The 17,176-nt window shown below is 67.6% G+C and carries 16 protein-coding genes; 11 read left to right on the top strand and 5 right to left on the bottom strand.

Annotated features, from left to right (window positions below):
- Positions 1-36 precede the first annotated feature (36 nt).
- Both AC5Y4H_RS19390 and dnaE read left to right on the top strand, forming a co-directional pair.
- The gene (locus AC5Y4H_RS19390) at positions 37-468 is read left to right on the top strand and encodes a type II toxin-antitoxin system Rv0910 family toxin (protein ID WP_499984108.1); all 432 of its coding nucleotides are present in this window, start codon (positions 37-39) and stop codon (positions 466-468) included.
- Between the two features lie 67 nt (positions 469-535).
- Positions 536-4,069: a DNA polymerase III subunit alpha gene (gene dnaE / locus AC5Y4H_RS19385; protein ID WP_499984107.1), complete on the top strand. Its 3,534-nt coding sequence runs from the start codon at positions 536-538 to the stop codon at positions 4,067-4,069.
- Between the two features lie 122 nt (positions 4,070-4,191).
- Here the strand turns inward: dnaE and AC5Y4H_RS19380 are convergent, their stop codons facing one another.
- Both AC5Y4H_RS19380 and AC5Y4H_RS19375 read right to left on the bottom strand, forming a co-directional pair.
- Entirely contained in the window at positions 4,192-5,133 is a 942-nt protein-coding gene (locus AC5Y4H_RS19380; RefSeq protein ID WP_499984106.1) for an MBL fold metallo-hydrolase, read from the bottom strand.
- Complete coding sequence (locus tag AC5Y4H_RS19375; RefSeq protein ID WP_499984104.1) at positions 5,130-5,576, bottom strand: PPOX class F420-dependent oxidoreductase; 447 nt, start codon at positions 5,574-5,576, stop codon at positions 5,130-5,132. The genes AC5Y4H_RS19380 and AC5Y4H_RS19375 overlap by 4 nt, the downstream gene beginning before the upstream one ends.
- 60 nt (positions 5,577-5,636) lie before the next feature.
- Here AC5Y4H_RS19375 and AC5Y4H_RS19370 point away from each other — a divergent pair, with 60 nt between their 5' ends.
- The 5 genes from AC5Y4H_RS19370 to AC5Y4H_RS19350 all read left to right on the top strand — a co-directional run bounded on the left by AC5Y4H_RS19370 (position 5,637) and on the right by AC5Y4H_RS19350 (position 11,201).
- Positions 5,637-6,038, top strand: coding sequence for a helix-turn-helix domain-containing protein (locus tag AC5Y4H_RS19370; RefSeq protein WP_499984103.1), 402 nt, complete (start codon positions 5,637-5,639; stop codon positions 6,036-6,038).
- Positions 6,035-6,511: a VOC family protein gene (locus tag AC5Y4H_RS19365; RefSeq protein WP_499984102.1), complete on the top strand. Its 477-nt coding sequence runs from the start codon at positions 6,035-6,037 to the stop codon at positions 6,509-6,511. Before AC5Y4H_RS19370 ends, AC5Y4H_RS19365 begins: the two co-directional genes overlap by 4 nt.
- A gap of 91 nt (positions 6,512-6,602) precedes the next feature.
- A complete protein-coding gene (fadD11, locus tag AC5Y4H_RS19360) occupies positions 6,603-8,429 on the top strand; it encodes a fatty acid--CoA ligase FadD11 (RefSeq protein WP_499984101.1) in 1,827 nt (608 codons plus the stop codon).
- Entirely contained in the window at positions 8,426-10,318 is a 1,893-nt protein-coding gene (locus AC5Y4H_RS19355) for a lysophospholipid acyltransferase (protein WP_499984099.1), read from the top strand. The genes fadD11 and AC5Y4H_RS19355 overlap by 4 nt, the downstream gene beginning before the upstream one ends.
- 106 nt (positions 10,319-10,424) lie before the next feature.
- A complete protein-coding gene (locus AC5Y4H_RS19350) occupies positions 10,425-11,201 on the top strand; it encodes a DUF6065 family protein (RefSeq protein ID WP_499984098.1) in 777 nt (258 codons plus the stop codon).
- Positions 11,202-11,208: 7 nt separating this feature from the next.
- Here AC5Y4H_RS19350 and AC5Y4H_RS19345 read toward each other — a convergent pair whose 3' ends face one another.
- Positions 11,209-12,678 (bottom strand): FAD-dependent oxidoreductase, encoded by a 1,470-nt coding sequence (locus AC5Y4H_RS19345; protein WP_499984096.1) that lies wholly within the window; start codon positions 12,676-12,678, stop codon positions 11,209-11,211.
- A complete protein-coding gene (locus AC5Y4H_RS19340; protein WP_499984095.1) occupies positions 12,675-13,082 on the bottom strand; it encodes a hypothetical protein in 408 nt (135 codons plus the stop codon). Before AC5Y4H_RS19340 ends, AC5Y4H_RS19345 begins: the two co-directional genes overlap by 4 nt.
- Before the next feature lie 96 nt (positions 13,083-13,178).
- Here AC5Y4H_RS19340 and AC5Y4H_RS19335 point away from each other — a divergent pair, with 96 nt between their 5' ends.
- The 4 genes from AC5Y4H_RS19335 to AC5Y4H_RS19320 all read left to right on the top strand — a co-directional run bounded on the left by AC5Y4H_RS19335 (position 13,179) and on the right by AC5Y4H_RS19320 (position 16,478).
- Positions 13,179-13,730 (top strand): TetR/AcrR family transcriptional regulator, encoded by a 552-nt coding sequence (locus AC5Y4H_RS19335; protein WP_499984094.1) that lies wholly within the window; start codon positions 13,179-13,181, stop codon positions 13,728-13,730.
- A 66-nt stretch (positions 13,731-13,796) separates the two neighbouring features.
- Positions 13,797-14,234, top strand: coding sequence for a nitroreductase family deazaflavin-dependent oxidoreductase (locus tag AC5Y4H_RS19330; protein WP_499984092.1), 438 nt, complete (start codon positions 13,797-13,799; stop codon positions 14,232-14,234).
- Positions 14,235-14,272: 38 nt separating this feature from the next.
- Positions 14,273-15,556 carry a threonine ammonia-lyase gene (gene ilvA, locus AC5Y4H_RS19325; protein ID WP_499984091.1) on the top strand — a complete coding sequence of 428 codons (1,284 nt, stop codon included), beginning with the start codon at positions 14,273-14,275 and terminating at the stop codon, positions 15,554-15,556.
- 16 nt (positions 15,557-15,572) lie between these two features.
- A complete protein-coding gene (locus AC5Y4H_RS19320; protein WP_499984089.1) occupies positions 15,573-16,478 on the top strand; it encodes a phosphatase PAP2 family protein in 906 nt (301 codons plus the stop codon).
- A 13-nt stretch (positions 16,479-16,491) separates the two neighbouring features.
- On the opposite strand, the gene AC5Y4H_RS19315 is transcribed toward AC5Y4H_RS19320, so the two are convergent.
- Complete coding sequence (locus tag AC5Y4H_RS19315; RefSeq protein ID WP_499984088.1) at positions 16,492-17,163, bottom strand: pyridoxamine 5'-phosphate oxidase family protein; 672 nt, start codon at positions 17,161-17,163, stop codon at positions 16,492-16,494.
- Between the last annotated feature and the right edge of the window lie 13 nt (positions 17,164-17,176).

The following is a 17,176-nucleotide window of genomic DNA, read 5'->3' as shown; positions in this document are numbered from 1 at the left end:
GCAGTGGCGGATGTGACGAAGCGCTAGGCTCAGGCGGTGGCTGCTGTGGACCTGACCGCCGACGTTCCGATGACCCCGCAGGACATGTGGGACCATGTCTCCGATCTGTCGGATTTGGGCGACTGGCTGATCATGCACGAGGGATGGCGCAGCGAACTGCCCGACGAGATCGCGGAGGGCACTCAGATCGTCGGCGTGGCACGTGCCAAGGGCCTGCGCAACCGGGTGACCTGGACGGTGACCACGTGGGATCCGCCGCACGAGATGGCCATGTCGGGTTCAGGCAAGGGCGGGGCGAAATACGCCGTCACGCTCACCGTGCGGTCCACCGGCGAGGGATCGACGCTGGGTCTGCGCCTCGAGCTGGGCGGACGTGCGCTGTTCGGTCCGGTGGGCTCGGCCGCGGCCCGGGCGGTCAAGGGCGACGTCCAGAAGTCGCTGGAGAAGTTCGTCGAGTTGTACGGCTGACACCCGCACGACACACTTCGCGACACGCCCGAAACCCGTCGGTCCTCAGTCATAGACTGGCGTCCCTATGAACCACTCGTCCTTCGTGCACCTGCATAACCACACCGAGTACTCGATGTTGGACGGTGCCGCGAAGATCGCGCCGATGCTGGCCGAGGTGGACCGGCTGCAAATGCCCGCGGTCGGGATGACCGACCACGGAAACATGTTCGGCGCCAGCGAGTTCTACAACGCGGCGACCAAGGCCGGCATCAAGCCGATCATCGGCGTCGAGGCCTATATAGCGCCGGCCTCGCGTTTCGACACCCGGCGGATCCTGTGGGGTGACCCCGGCCAGAAGTCGGACGACGTGTCGGGCAGTGGCTCCTACACGCACATGACGATGGTGGCCGAGAACGCCACCGGCCTGCGCAACCTGTTCAAGCTGTCCTCGCTGGCGTCGTTCGAGGGTCAGCTCGGCAAGTGGTCGCGGATGGACGCCGAGATCATCGCCGAACACGCCGAGGGCATCATCGCCACCACGGGCTGCCCGTCGGGTGAGGTGCAGACCCGGCTGCGGCTGGGGCATGAGCGCGAGGCGCTGGAGTCGGCCGCCAAGTGGCGCGAGATCTTCGGCGCCGACAACTACTTCCTGGAGCTGATGGACCACGGGCTATCCATCGAGACGCGGGTCCGCCAAGGGCTGCTGGAGATCGGCCGCAAGCTGGGCATCCCGCCGCTGGCCACCAACGACTGCCACTACGTCACCCGCGACGCCGCCCACAACCACGAGGCGCTGCTGTGTGTGCAGACCGGCAAGACGCTTTCGGACCCCAACCGGTTCAAGTTCGACGGCGACGGCTACTACCTGAAGTCGGCCGCCGAGATGCGCCAGATCTGGGACGAGGAGGTTCCCGGCGCCTGCGACTCCACCCTGCTGATCGCCGAGCGGGTGCAGTCGTATGACGAGGTGTGGGCCCCGCGCGACCGGATGCCGATCTTCCCGGTGCCCGAGGGCCACGACCAGGCGACCTGGCTGCACCACGAGGTGCTGGCCGGGTTACAGCGCCGCTTCCCGGCCGGTGTCGGTCAGGACTACATCGACCGGGCCGAGTACGAGATCAAGGTCATATGCGACAAGGGCTTCCCGTCGTACTTTTTGATCGTCGCGGACCTGATCAACTACGCGCGGTCGGTCGACATCCGGGTGGGGCCGGGGCGCGGCTCGGCGGCGGGCTCGCTGGTGGCCTACGCGCTGGGCATCACGAACATCGACCCGATCCCGCACGGCCTGCTGTTCGAGCGGTTCCTCAACCCGGAGCGGCCGTCGGCGCCCGATATCGACATCGACTTCGACGACCGTCGTCGCGGCGAGATGGTGCGCTACGCCGCCGAGAAGTGGGGCTCGGACCGCGTGGCCCAGGTGATCACCTTCGGCACCATCAAAACCAAAGCCGCGCTCAAGGATTCGGCGCGCATCCACTACGGCCAGCCCGGATTCGCGATCGCCGACCGGATCACCAAGGCGCTGCCCCCGCCGATCATGGCCAAGGACATTCCCCTGTCCGGCATCACCGACCCGGGCCATGAGCGGTTCAAGGAGGCCGCCGAGGTCCGCGGTCTGATCGAGACCGACCCCGACGTGCGCACCATCTACCAGACCGCGCGCGGCCTGGAAGGCCTGATCCGCAACGCCGGTGTGCACGCCTGCGCGGTGATCATGAGCAGCGAGCCGCTGACCGAGGCCATCCCGCTGTGGAAGCGGCCCCAGGACGGGGCCATCATCACCGGCTGGGACTACCCGTCGTGTGAGGCCATCGGCCTGCTGAAGATGGACTTCCTGGGCCTGCGAAACCTGACGATCATCGGCGACGCGCTGGAGAACATCAAGAGCAACAGGGGAATCGACCTCGACCTGGAATCGGTGCCGCTGGACGACAAGCCCACCTACGAGCTGCTCGGCCGCGGCGACACCCTGGGTGTGTTCCAGCTGGACGGCGGGCCGATGCGAGACCTGTTGCGCCGCATGCAGCCTACCGAGTTCAACGACATCGTCGCGGTGCTGGCGCTGTATCGGCCCGGGCCGATGGGCATGAACGCCCACAACGACTACGCCGACCGCAAGAACGGTCGTCAGGCTGTCAAGCCGATCCATCCGGAGCTCGAGGAACCGCTCCGCGAGATCCTGGCCGAGACGCACGGCCTGATCGTCTACCAAGAGCAGATCATGTTCATCGCGCAGAAGGTCGCCTCCTACACGATGGGCAAGGCCGACGCGCTGCGTAAGGCGATGGGGAAGAAGAAGCTCGAGGTGCTCGAGGCCGAGTACAAGGGCTTCTACGAAGGGATGACCGCCAACGGCTTCTCCGAAAAAGCGGTGAAAGCGTTGTGGGACACCATCCTTCCGTTCGCCGGTTATGCGTTCAACAAGTCGCACGCGGCCGGCTACGGCCTCGTCTCGTATTGGACCGCCTACCTCAAGGCCAACTATCCGGCCGAGTACATGGCCGGCCTGCTGACGTCGGTGGGCGACGACAAGGACAAGGCCGCCGTCTACCTCGCCGACTGCCGCAAACTCGGCATCACGGTGCTGCCACCGGACGTCAACGAGTCGCTGGTGAACTTCGCCTCGGTGGGGCGGGATATCCGCTTCGGGCTCGGCGCGGTGCGCAACGTCGGCGCCAACGTGGTCGGCTCGCTGATCGGGACCCGCAACGGCAAAGGCAAATTCACCGACTTCTCGGACTATCTGAACAAGATCGACGTCGCGGCATGCAACAAGAAGGTGACCGAGTCGCTGATCAAGGCGGGCGCCTTCGACTCGCTGGGGCATGCCCGCAAGGGCCTGTTCCTGGTGCACACCGATGCGGTTGACTCGGTGCTGGGCACCAAGAAGGCCGAGGCGATGGGCCAGTTCGACCTGTTCGGCGGTGATGACGGCTGCACCGAATCGGTGTTCAACATCAAGGTGCCCGACGACGAGTGGGAGGACAAGCACAAGCTCGCGCTGGAGCGGGAAATGCTGGGCCTGTACGTCTCCGGGCACCCGCTCAACCAGGTGGCGCACCTGCTGACGGCGCAGGTCGACACCCAGATTCCGGCCATCCTCGACGGCGATGTCCCCAACGACGCCCAGGTGCGGGTGGGCGGCATCCTCGCGTCGGTCAACCGGCGGGTCAACAAGAACGGAATGCCCTGGGCGTCGGCACAATTGGAGGACCTCACCGGTGGCATCGAGGTGATGTTCTTTCCGCAGGCGTACTCCGTGTACGGGGCCGAGATCGCCGACGACGCCGTGGTGCTGATCAAGGCGAAGGTATCGCTGCGCGACGACCGTGTCGCGCTGATCGCCAATGAGCTTGTGGTGCCCGACTTTTCGAATGCGCAGCCGAACCGGCCGCTGGCGGTCAGCCTGCCGACGCGGCAGTGCACCATCGACAAGGTCACCGCGCTCAAGCAGGTGCTGGCCCGCCACCCCGGTACGGCGCAGGTGCACCTGCGGCTGATCAGCGGTGACCGGATCACGACGCTGGAACTGGATGCCTCCCTTCGGGTTACGCCGTCGCCGGCGCTGATGGGGGATCTCAAGGCGCTGCTCGGCCCGGGCTGCCTGGGCGGCTAGCGCGAAAGCCCGGCCAATCCTTGGCGACTAGCGTGACAGGCCGGCCAATCCTTGGCGAACGTGAAGTTGGTTTCACGCTCGCGGCCGAACGTGAAGCTAATTTCGCGTTCGGCCGCAAACGGTTAGGCGGGTAACTGCAACGCCGCCTGGTGGTCGTGGGTCGGGATGATCTTCACCGCGTGCCGTACCAGGTGCAGGCGCTGCAGGGTCCTGAAGGTCTCCTCGCGATCCTCGTCCACCAAGTTGCCCGGGTAGCCTGCCTTCTGCCGGACCTTGTCGATCTGCAAATGGTGCCAGGCGGCGTCGCCGGCGATCAGGATCCAGCCCCGCGCGGTGTGGGCCAGCACCCCCACGCTGCCCGGGGTGTGTCCGGCCAGGTCCACCAGGATGACCGAATGGTCGCCGAAGAGGTCGTGGCTGGCGGTGAAGGTCAGCACCGGCGGCCCGTCCAGGTCGTAGTCGCTGACGGGCCGGCCGCGCAGCGAATCGCGCACGCCGCCAACGGGAGCGATCGCACCGGTACCGATCCAGTCGTGTTCGCGGCGGTGCAGGCGCACGGGGAGATCCGGCAGGTCCAGCAGACCCGACACGTGGTCCCAGTGCGCGTGCGTGGGCAGCGCGAAATCCAGGCGTGGCGGTTCGGGCAATCGGTTCAGGGCGGTGATCGTGGGTATCGTGCCGGCCGGCGGCCGGACCGCGACCCGCAGCACGGCGGGCAGTTGGGTGATCGCGCGTCGCTCGACGTCGACGCAGACCGCGGGGTCGACGATGAACGTCGCCTCCGGGTGGGCGACGAGGAACGACGTGAGCGAGTTCTCGACGCGCGCCGGGGCGAAGGTGCCCTCGACGATGGCCGCGGTAGGCACCGGGCGTGGCGCCTGGGGCAGTGCGGTCACCGTCACCACGCGGCCGGGCGCCGGCAGGCCAGCGTCGAGGACCGTGCGCAGGAACCGCTCGTCGGGCCGCTTCGGACGCACCATGCCGAGTGCCAATCCCGCTGCGGCGCCACAGCATTGGCGGAAGCCGGGGGAGCGGACGGGGTCGGCCGCCCTTGCGCTTGTCATGGCAGGTCCACCCGCACGATGACGCTGTCCGGCCACACCCCGCGGTCGCGGGCGCGCCGGAACTTCTCGCGCGCGCACAGGTCTTGGTGGACGTTGGTCACGCCGGGCACCTTGATCAGCGGGACGATGTTCCATTGCCAGCCGTACCGCCGGTGCAGCACGCGGTTGGCGCGACCGGCCTCGGCGCCGGTCAGCACCGTGGCACGGCCGGCCACCGTCGTCGCGCCGGGACGCACCCGGCCCCGATGGTCGCAGGCCGTGAGTTCGACGTCACGGCTAGCGGCCAGCCGCTTGGTCTTCGGGCCCACCTTGGTCCGGAACAGCAAGCCGCCGTCGTCGAACGCGAACCAGATCGGGGTGTCGACGGGCGTGCCGTCGCGGCGAAACGATCGCAGCAGGGCGTAGCGAGAACCGTTGAGTTCCGCGTATCGGGGGATGGTCATGACAACAGTCAAGGACTTAGAGTTGGCTCGAAGTCAAGCATCGAATCCCGGGAGGCTGCGATGGCGCCAAGCCTGACGATCGGGGAGGTGGCGCGCCAGGCCGGGGTGGCGGCGACGGCGTTGCGCTACTACGAGCAGATCGGGCTGGTGCCGGAGCCGGCGCGGCTGGGCGGTCAGCGCCGTTATGACGACTCGGTCCTGGCCCGCCTCGAGGTGATCGCGCTGTGCAAGTCCGCCGGGTTCTCGCTGGAAGAGATCCAGCTGTTGTTCGCCGACGACGCTCCCGGGCGGCCGGTGAGCCGTGCCCTGGCCGAGGCCAAACTGGCCGAGATCGACGCGCACATGGAGTCGCTGGCCCGTGCGCGGGCGGTCATCGAGTGGGGGATGCGCTGCACGTGTCCCTCAATTGACGCCTGTACCTGTGGCATTCATCCGCCCCACCCCGACGAGGAGTCCGCATGACCCGGCAGCATCCCATCGCCGTGCAGAACTTCTCCCATGTCTGCATCGGCGTCTCGGATATCGAGGCGTCGCTGGCGTTCTATACCGCGGTGCTGGCCATGGACGTGGTGTTCGACATCGAACTCGAGGGCGCCGGCCTGGATTCGGTCACCGGCGGTGCCGCCCAGCGGGGCCGCATGATCGGGGGGCTGATCGGGGCGGCAATGGTGGAGCTGTTGTCGCTGGGCGTGGTGCCCGAGTGCCCGAGCGGTCCGCACCTGGGTTACACCAACATGTCGTTTCGCGTCGACGATCTCGACGCCGCCTACGAGACGGTGACGCGCGACCATCCCGGTGTCCGGGCCGAGCCGCCCGTCGATATCGGCGGAGTGCGGATGTTCTTCATCTATGACCCCGATGGGACGCCGATCGAGCTGGTGGAACTGCCCGCCGGCGTAACGAGCACGGTGCAACTGTGGCGGCCACAGGCCTAAACCCTGCGTGAACCGGCCGAAATGTTCCGTGCCCCATGGCTCGGACGTACGCTCACCAGGCAGTGCTGATGTCGCGCCGAGGAGGATTCAAATGACGACAACCCAGGATCCGGCGACCTTGTGCGAGGCGTTCCAGCGCACCGCTTCGATCGATCCCGATGCCGTCGCGCTCCGCACGCCCGGCGGCACCGAGGTGTTGACGTGGCGAGAGCTTGCGACGCAGGTGCGTAAGGTCGCCGCCGGGCTGGCGGGTCTGGGGGTCCGGCGAGGTGACACGGTCTCGTTGATGATGGCCAATCGGATCGAGTTCTACCCGCTCGAAATCGGCGCGCAACACCTTGGCGCCACATCCTTCTCGGTGTACAACACGCTGCCGGCCGAGCAGCTGACCTATTTGTTCGACAACGCCGGCACCAAGGTCGCGATCTGCGAGGAGCAGTACGTGGACCGCATTCGCGCCAGCGGTGCACCGATCGAGCACCTCGTCTGCATCGACGGTTCGCCGCCCGGCACGATCTCCGTTGACGACCTGTATGCCGCCGCGCAAACGGATTTCGACTTCGAGGCGACGTGGCGGGCGGTGCGACCAGAGGACGTCGTCACCCTCATCTACACCTCCGGCACCACCGGAAATCCCAAGGGGGTGGAGATGACGCACGCCAATCTGCTGTTCGAGGCATACGGACTTGACGCCGTGCTTGGCAGCCGGTTCGGTGATCGGACCACGTCGTACCTGCCGTCGGCCCACATTGCCGACCGGATGATGGCCCTGTACCCCCTCGAGGTGTTCGGTACCCAGATCACCCCTGTGGCCGACGCGCGTGCCGTTGCGGCGGCGCTGCCCGACGTGCGGCCCACGGTCTGGGGAGCCGTGCCTCGAGTGTGGGTGAAGCTCAGAGCCGCAATCGATTTCGTCGTCGCCAACGAAACCGACCAGGCCAAGCGCCAAGCCTTGCAGTGGGCGATGTCGGTGGCCGGCAAGCGCGCCGACGCTCTGGTTGCCGATGGCGATGTTTCGCACGAGCTGGCCGCCGAATGGGCCCAAGCCGACGAGCTGGTGCTGTCGCGGCTGCGCGAGCGGCTGGGGTTCGGCGAATTGCGCTGGGCCGTGTCCGGCGCGGCGCCGATCCCCAAGGAGACGCTGGCATTCTTCGCGGGGATCGGGATCCCGATCAGCGAGGTTTGGGGCATGTCGGAGCTCAGTTGCGCCGCCAGCGTGTCACATCCGGACGACACGCGACTCGGCACCGTCGGCAGGCTGCTTCCAGGCCTCGAGGGCAAAGTCGCCGAGGACGGCGAATATCTGATCCGCGGCCCGCTGGTGATGAAGGGCTACCGCAAGGAACCGGCGAAGACCGCCGAGGCGATCGATGCCGAGGGCTGGTTGCACACCGGCGACATCATCGATGTCGACGACGACGGTTACCTGCGCATCGTCGACCGCAAGAAGGAGCTGATCATCAATGCGGCCGGAAAGAACATGTCGCCGGCCAACATCGAGAACGCCATCCTGGCGTCCTGCCCGATGATCGGGGTGATGATCACCATCGGCGAGGGGCGGCCCTACAACACCGCGCTGATGGTCTTCGACGCCGACTCGGTGGGCCCGTATGCGGCCCAGCGCGGACTAACCGACGCCTCGCCCGCCGCCCTGGCGGCCGACCCGGAGGTCATCGCGCAAATCGCTGCCGGGGTGGCGGCGGGCAATGAGAAACTCTCCCAGGTGGAACAAATCAAGCGGTTCCGCATCCTGCCCTCCCTGTGGGAGCCCGGCGGCGACGAGATCACGCTGACGATGAAGCTCAAACGCAAGCCGATCACCGCGAAATACGCCGACGAGATCGAGCAGCTCTACGCATCCCAGCCGCATCCGGACGTGCACGAGCCCGCCGCGGCCGCCACGGTGCAGCCGGTATGAACGGGGGACCGGCGGGAACCGCCCGGGAAATCGGCCGGGTAGGGGTCCGAAAGTTGTTGCAGCGCACCGGTATCATCGAGGAATCGACGTCGCCGCTGTCGACCGATCCGGCCGAGGTCGTCGAATTGCTGCGCGCCCCATGGTATGACGACCGGCTGGGCACGCTGGCCCACGAGCTGGGGCGTGAACCGGACAGCGTGCGCGCCGAGGCCGCCTGCTATCTGCGGGAAATGGCGCCGTCGCTCGACGAGTCGGCCATGGCGGCCTGGCGCGGCTTCAGTCGCTGGCTGATGCGCGCCTACGACGTGCTGACCGACGAGGATCAGATCGCCCAGCTGCGCAAGCTGGATCGCAAAGCCACGCTGGCGTTTGCCTTTTCGCATCGCTCCTACCTGGACGGCCTGCTGCTGCCCGAGGTGATCCAGGCCAGCCGGCTCTCGCCCGCGCTCACCTTCGGCGGCGCGAACTTGAACTTCTTCCCGATGGGTGCCTGGGCCAAGCGCACCGGAACCATCTTCATCCGGCGACAGACCAAGGACATCCCCGTCTACCGGTTCGTGCTGCGCGCCTACGCCGCCCAGCTGGTGCAAAACCACGCCAACCTGACCTGGTCCATCGAAGGGGGCCGGACCAGGACCGGCAAGTTGCGGCCTCCGGTCTTCGGAATCCTGCGGTACCTCGCCGACGCCGTCGACGAAATCGAAGGCCCCGAAGTTTATTTGGTGCCCACTTCCATCGTGTACGACCAACTGCACGAGGTGGAAGCCATGACCACCGAGGCCTACGGCGCCGTGAAACGACCTGAGGACTTTCGCTTCCTGATCCGCCTTGCCCGCCAGCAGGGCACCCGCCTGGGGCGCGCGTACCTGGACTTCGGCGAGCCGTTGCCGCTGCGTAAGCGCCTCGAGGAGTTGCGATCCGAGGAGTCGGGCGTCGGGACCGAAATCGAGCGCATCGCATTGGACGTCGAGCACCGCATCAATCGCGCGACGGCGGTCACCCCGACCGCGGTGGTCAACTTGGCGCTGCTGGGCGCGGACCGCTCGCTGACGATCAGCGAGGTGCTGGCCACGGTACAACCGCTGGCGAGTTACATCGCGGCGCGGAACTGGGCGGTGGCCGGGGCGGCCGATCTGACCAATCGCTCCACCATCCGCTGGACCCTGCACCAGCTCGTTTCCTCCGGCGTGGTGAGCGTCTACGACGCCGGAACCGAAGCGGTGTGGGGCATCGGCACCGACCAGCACCTTGTCGCGGCGTTCTACCGCAACACCGCCATCCACATTCTGGTCGACCGGGCCATCGCCGAGACGGCGTTGCTGGCCGCGGCGGAAGACGCCGAACAGTCCACGGACGGGTCGGTGCAGCCCGCGACGGTGCGCGACGAGGCGCTGAAACTGCGCGAACTGCTGAAATTCGAATTCTTGTTCTCCGCACGCGCGCAATTCGAGAAGGACCTCGCCGACGAGGTCCGGCTTATCGGGCCGGTCGAGGACACCAGCAAGGCCGCCAGCGCCGCTTTCGTGCGGGAGTTGCTGGAACGGGCCGATCTGCTGCTGGCGCATCTGGTGCTGCGTCCGTTCCTGGACGCCTATCACATCGTCGCGAACCGGCTGGCCGCCTACGAGGACGAATCGTTCGACGAGGAAGCCTTCCTCGCCGAGTGCCTGCAGGTCGGCAAGCAGTGGGAACTGCAGCGCAGTATCGCCAGCGCCGAGTCGCGGTCGATGGAGCTGTTCAAGACCGCGCTGCGGCTGGCGCGGCACCGCGAACTGGTCGACGGCTTCGAGGATCCCGAGATGGCCCGACGGCGTCGTGACTTCGCCATCGAGATCGCCACCGCCATCCGGCGGGTGAACACCATCGCGGAGCTGGCCAGGATGCGCTGATCGTCCCCGCCGGCGGGCGGCGGGGTTCACGGACCGTTAACGTTTGGTCGGGATAGTGCGTTGGCGACGTCGGTGATGGTCGACAGTGGCCGGTGATGAGGATGTGATGAGTGAGAAATCCAGTGGGCAGTCCCGCCCACTGATCGGGTACGTCACCCACGACATCGCGCCGCCGATCAGCCCGGCGCCGATAGGCCGGACGTGGATGTCGGAGATGCGGCAGGGGTGGCCGCACCGATGTCTGCCCATGCTGATCGCCAACCAGAGCGGCTGGGAGGTGCGCAACCGCAGCGCGTTCACCGCCACCTGGATGGGCGGCAATGACCGAACGAGCATGACGATCGCGCCCGACACCCGCGACAGCGGTCAATTTCTGCCCTCCAGCCACTTCGGCTACGGCATCCTGACCTGGCATCTGCCGATGCTCTTCCGCACCCCGCCGGGCTACAACCTGCTGGTCCGCGGGCCGGCGAACCATCCGAAGGATGCCATCTCGCCGCTCGAAGGGATCGTCGAAACCGATTGGTCCAGCTCGAGTTTCAGCATGAACTGGAAGTTCACCCGCGAGTTCATGCCGGTGCGATTCGAAGTCGACGAGCCGATCTGCATGATCGTGCCGCAACGCCGGGCCGAACTCGAGGAGTTCGCCCCCGAGCTCAGGCCGATCGAATCCGACGAAGAGCTGTACCGCAAGCACGAGCACTTCCTCGGCTCACGTGGCGCGCTGGGCCGCGAGCAGGAGGCCGCGGAGGACGAGAAGGCGCCGTGGCAGAGCGATTACACGCGTGGCCGGCACAGCGACGGCGAGCCCGGCGCGGAAGACCACCAAACCCGCCGTCATCTGCGGCCGTTCGTCGCGCAGCAACCCCAGAACACGGACTAGGGCGAAATCACCTCGCGCGCAAGGTAACCGACGCAACCGAGACGATCTTCGCGACAGCATCAGCCGCCTGCGCCGACGCGCCGGACCACGCGATATAGCCGTCCGGGCGTACCAGCACGGCCGGCCCTCGGTCCGCCCGCTCGGCCTGCAACGTCCCGGGTGTCTCAACCGGCGCGGCACCGTATTCGCGGATGAGCACGAAGCCGCCGCCGCGCTGCAGGTGCGTCAGCCGTCCCTCGACGAGGGGGATCGCGTCGGCGCGGGTGCCGACAAGGCCGCGCCGGCCGTAGCGCAACGTCGTGCCCGCGAAGCTACCCGCGACGAAATCCTGCGCCGCGGATATCCGGAGCAGGTTGGGGGCCAGCAGATTACGCAGCCAGATCGCGGGTCGCCGATGCAGCGTGGCGGCACGCGCGATCATTCCGGACTGCAACAGCACCCGCTTGCCGATCGGGTGGCGTTCCTGCTGATAGGTGTCCAGTAGGCGGTCGTCGGCGCCGCCGAGCACCGCGTCGAGCTTCCAGGCCAGGTTCGCGGCGTCCTGGATGCCGGTGTTCATGCCCTGGCCGCCCATGGGGGAGTGCACGTGCGCGGCGTCGCCGGCCAGGAACACCCGTCCGTGTCGGTACTGCGCGACTTGCCTTTCGTCGCAATGGAATCGCGACTTCCAGCCGATCTCGATCACACCGAAATCGGTCCGCATGGCGCGGCCGAGGACATCGATGATCTCGTCGTCGTAGACGGGCGCGCTGTCGGGCAACTGGTGGTCGCGGTCCCATACCAGGGCCCGATACCACGAACCGTCCTCGTCGTGGCGGCTGTACGGGGCCAAGAACCCCAGCACGTCACCGGTGGTGCCCACCACCAATCCGCCATGGGAGGGGCCGTGGGCCAGCTTGACGTCGGCCAGCATGAGCGAGGTCAGCACCGTCTTGCCGGGAAAGTCGGTGCCCAGCAGCTTCCGGACGGTGCTGTGCGCGCCGTCGGCGCCGACCACGTACCGCGCCCGCCAGGTCTGCCGGTGTGTGGGGTCGTCGTCATCCTTGGGGCGTGCGGTAACGGTGACACCGTCGGCATCCTGCTCGAGCCCGACCACCTCGACGCCGCGCCGGATATCCGCCCCTTCGGCGAGCGCGTAGCGGCGCAGTGCCGCGTCGACGTTGGTCTGCGGGGTGACCAGGACGAAGGGGTAGGCCGAGTCGAGGCGGGTCAGGTCGAGGCGGGCTCTGGCGAACAGGGTCACGTCCGGCCCGCGCTGGCCGAGCGCCAGCAGGTCGTCGGCCGCGTCACGCGCGTCGAGGACCTCCAGCGTCCGGGGCATGACGGCGAACGCGCGGCTCGTCGGGTTCTCGGCGGCCCAGCGCTCCAGCACGGTCACCGACCGTCCGGCGCGGGCCAGGTCACCCGCGGCGGTCAGGCCGGTGGGGCCCGCTCCCACGATCAGGACGTCGACGTCGCGAACGGCGGTTGTACTCATCGGATCGCTCCTTCCGGTTCGGGGTACCAGCGACGGATGTCACCGGGGGTGGCTTGGGCTGCCCGGTTGAAGACGAAGCGGCAGCCGGGCTGGGTGGCATGCGCGATGTTGACGATTGATTCGAACAGCAGGGTGTTGCCGGCGACCAGGCGAATTCCGGCGCCGATCAGCACGGCGTCGTAGCGCTTGGCGCGCAGCCACTCGCCGGCCTTGGCTGCGCCGGCGGCGCCGAAGTCGATCAGGCAGTTGTCGACCTGGTAGCCCGCGGCGCGCAGACCCGCGACGTTGTCGTCGTTGGCGGCGCGCAGCACTTCCTTGGACAGGCCCGTGAACTGGGCGAAGTCCGGCGAAGAGTAGTCGATCATCTCTGGATCGAGCCCGATCTGGATGACGGTGACGGTCATGTCCGAGCCTCCTCGACGAACCATTTCAACAACTGTTGAACTCAACGTAAGCCGGCGCACTACCAATGTCAACAGTTGTTGAACTAGAATTTCGGCATGGCCACCCGCGACGGCAAAGTCACCCGCGCCAACATCCTGGGCGCCGCGCGCACCCTGTTCTCCACCCACGGCTTCGAGCGGACCACCATCCGCGCGATCGCGGCCGACGCCGGTGTCGATCCCGCGCTCGTGATGCACTACTTCGGCAACAAGGCCGACTTGTTCGCCGCGGTTTCCCGCCTCGACATCACCTTCCCCGACCTCACCGGCCTCGCCCCGGAACGCATCGCCGACGTGCTGGTGCCCTTTCTCGTCCGGGTGTGGGATCCGGCCGGCTCCTTCCTGCCGCTGCTGCGCGCGGCGGCAACCAACCGGGCCGCCGCTGACGCGCTGCTGGAAGTGTTCGTCGAGAAGGTGTCGCCGGCCCTGGCGACCGTCGCGCCCGACTGCGCCGCCGAGCGGACCGCGATGGTGGGATCGCAGGTGTTGGGAATCGCCATGGCGCGCAACGTCGTCGGCGTGCCCGCGCTGGTCGCGATGGACGACGCGACGCTGACCGAATGGCTGCGCCCGGTGCTCGCCCACTACCTCACGGGCTCGGCGCCGTGATCGCCGGCGCACCTCGACGCGGCGAAGCGACCCGCCCGCGAAGACCGCGCGCCTAGAGTCGATGACATGCCACTGCAAGGAGAGTACGAGCCGTCGCCATGGGATTGGTCTCGCGAGCAAGCTGACAAGTATGCCGAGTCGGGGGGAACCGAGGCCGCCGACATGAAGGGCAAGCCGATCATCCTGCTGACCACGGTCGGCGCCAAGACCGGCAAACTGCGCAAGACGCCGCTGATGCGCGTCGAGCACGATGGCCAGTACGCGGTCGTCGCCTCCCTGGGCGGGGCGCCGAAGCACCCGGTCTGGTACCACAACATCAAGAAGAATCCCCGCGTCGAGCTGCAGGACGGCTCGGCGACCCGCGATTATGACGCCCGCGAGGTCTTCGGCGATGAGAAGGCCACGTGGTGGGAGCGTGCCGTGGAGGCGTGGCCGGAATACGCCGAATATCAGACCAAGACCGACCGCCAGATCCCGGTGTTCGTGCTGACCCCGGTCGGCTGAATTCCGGAGTTGGTCGGCTGTCGTGGCACCATTGACCAGTGTCCGCCGAATTGAGCCAGAGTCCGAGCGTCTCGCCGTTATCCGCGGCTGACATCGACGGCGCGGCCAAGCGGATCGCGGCAGTGGTCACGCCGACCCCGTTGCAGTTCAGCGACCGGTTGTCCGCGATCACCGGCGCGCAGGTCTACCTCAAGCGCGAGGACCTGCAGATCGTGCGCTCCTACAAGCTGCGCGGCGCCTACAACCTGCTGGTCCAGCTGTCCGAGGCGGAGCTTGCGGCGGGCGTGGTCTGCTCGTCGGCGGGGAATCACGCGCAGGGCTTCGCGTATGCGTGCCGGATGTTGCAGGTGCACGGCCGCGTCTACGTGCCGGCCAAGACGCCCATGCAGAAGCGCGACCGGATCCGCTACCACGGTGGCGACTTCATCGACCTGATCGTGGGCGGCGCCACCTACGACCTGGCCGCCGAGGCGGCGCTGAGCGACGTGGAAAGCACCGGCGCCATCCTGGTGCCGCCCTATGACGACCTGCGCACCATTGCCGGCCAGGGCACGATCGCCGCGGAAGTGCTCGACCAGCTGGACGGCGAGCCGGACCTGGTGGTCGTACCGGTGGGCGGCGGCGGCTGCATCGCCGGCATCACCACCTATCTGGCCGAGCGGACCGACAACACGTCGGTGCTGGGCGTCGAGCCGGCCGGCGCCGCGGCGATGATGGCCGCGCTGTCCGCGGGGGAGCCGGTGACGCTGGACGACGTCGACCAGTTCGTCGACGGCGCGGCCGTGCGGCGGGCCGGAGACCTGACCTACGCCGCGTTGGCGGCAGCGGGCGACATGGTGTCGATCACGGCGGTAGACGAGGGAGCGGTGTGCACCGCGATGCTCGACCTCTATCAGAACGAGGGCATCATCGCCGAGCCCGCGGGCGCCCTGTCGGTCGCCGGATTGCTGGACGCCGACATCGAGCCCGGGTCGACGGTGGTCTGCCTGGTTTCGGGTGGCAACAACGATGTGTCGCGCTATGGCGAAGTGCTCGAGCGCTCGCTGGTCCATCTCGGCCTCAAGCACTACTTCCTGGTCGACTTCCCGCAAGAGCCCGGGTCGCTGCGCCGCTTCCTTGACACGGTGCTCGGGCCGAACGACGACATCACCCTGTTCGAATACGTCAAGCGCAACAACCGGGAGACGGGCGAGGCGCTGGTCGGCATCCAGTTGGGATCCTCCGCCGACCTGGACGGCCTGCTGGCCCGAATGCGCGCGACGGAGCTGCACGTCGAGACCCTGAAACCCGGTTCGCCGGCGTACCGCTACCTGCTGTTCTAGCCCGCCGCAGGCAAACATGCACCAGTCGTCTGGACCCGGTGCCGGCGGCTTCGGGCTGGTCAGCGCAGGCACCGTAGCTTCGCTCGTACTGCTTGGGTGGGCGGCGATTTGGGTTGTTCGGCATGGGCCGCGGTTGCGAGGACTCAGTCAGCGGATGTCCGAAGTTCCCGCGATCGGCAAAACGCTGGCTTGGGTGCGGGGGCGAGTCGGCGAAACGGGGCGGGCGCTGAGCGGTCGATTACCCACGAGCGAGGTCGCCGGCATCGCTTTGGTGCTCGGGCTGGCGGTGGTCGTGTCGTTGGCGGTCGGCTTCACCGAGGTGCTCGACGACGTGCTCGAGGGCGACGGCATCACCGGAATCGACCAACCGATCATGTCATGGCTTGCGGCCCACCGCGATCGATGGCTGACGACCGTGCTGCAAGTGATCACTCACGCGGGCGGTCCCCTTCTGCTGGCGGCGTTAGCCCTTCCGATTTCAATTGCTGCCGCCTGGCGGTGCAGGTCGTGGCGGCCGGTGGTGCTCGCCCTCGTTTGTGGCGGGGGGATTCCATTGGTGCTCTTCACCGCCAAAGCGTTGGTAGGCCGAGAGCGCCCGCCCGTGCCGTTCGCCCTGGTCGACGCTGACGGGTATTCGTTTCCCTCCGGACACGCAACCGGCACCGCCGCGATCGCGGTCATCACTGCGTGGATGCTGACCCGCTGGCTGATCCCGTGGTGGACCGGCCAGGTGGTGGTGTGGACCGTGGCGATCGGTTCGGTGTTCCTGATCGGGTTCTCGCGCGTCTACCTGGGAGTCCATTACGTCAGCGATGTGCTCGCCGGGTGGATGCTGGGCATGGCCTGGGCTGGCGCCGTCATGCTCGCCGGATTCTGGTGGGACCGATCCACGCGGACGGGCCCGGCCCGGCCGGAGGCGTGAGCATCCTCGTGGCTCAAGGACGGTGCCGCCCGAGGTACGGTGGCACCGGAATGCCGGCGTTGAGGTCGTCGGCCGGCACCGGCGTTCCGGCGCTCAGGCTCAGCGGCACCACGCCCGCCCAATGAGGCAACGGAACGTCGGGCGGATCGTCTGCCGGCGGGCCGCTACGCACTTTCGCCGACACCTCGACGAGGTCGAGGGCGAGCACCCCGGTTGCGGCGAGCTCGCGGGCATCCGGGGCCCTGCAGTCCTCGGCGCGCCCCGGTGCGATGTGGTCTAGCAGGCAGCGCAGCGCCTGCGCCTTCTCCGCCGGATCGTCGACGACGCGCGCATCACCCAGTACCACCACCGAGCGAAAGTTCACCGAGTGGTGCATCGCGGAACGGGCCAGCACCAGACCGTCGAGAAGCGTGACGGTGACACAAACCGGCAGGCCCGCGCCCGACGCGCTGGCCACCTTGGCCGCCAGCAACGGGCCGCTGCCGGTCGAACCGTGTAGGTAGAGCGTTTCGTCGCGCCGGGCGTGCGTCGTGGGCAATACCATTGGCCGACCCGCGCTCGAGTAACCCAAATGGCAGATCAGCGCCTCGTCGAGGATGGCGTGAATGGCGCGACGGTCGTAGTGAGCGCGCTCCCGGTAGCGGGTCGGGGTGGTGCGTGCCGTCGGCTGATATGCGGTTTCCACAAGATTGCCCTGT

The organism is Mycobacterium sp. NGS58, from assembly GCF_059812385.1.
This window is presented reverse-complemented; position numbering and strand designations above follow the sequence as displayed.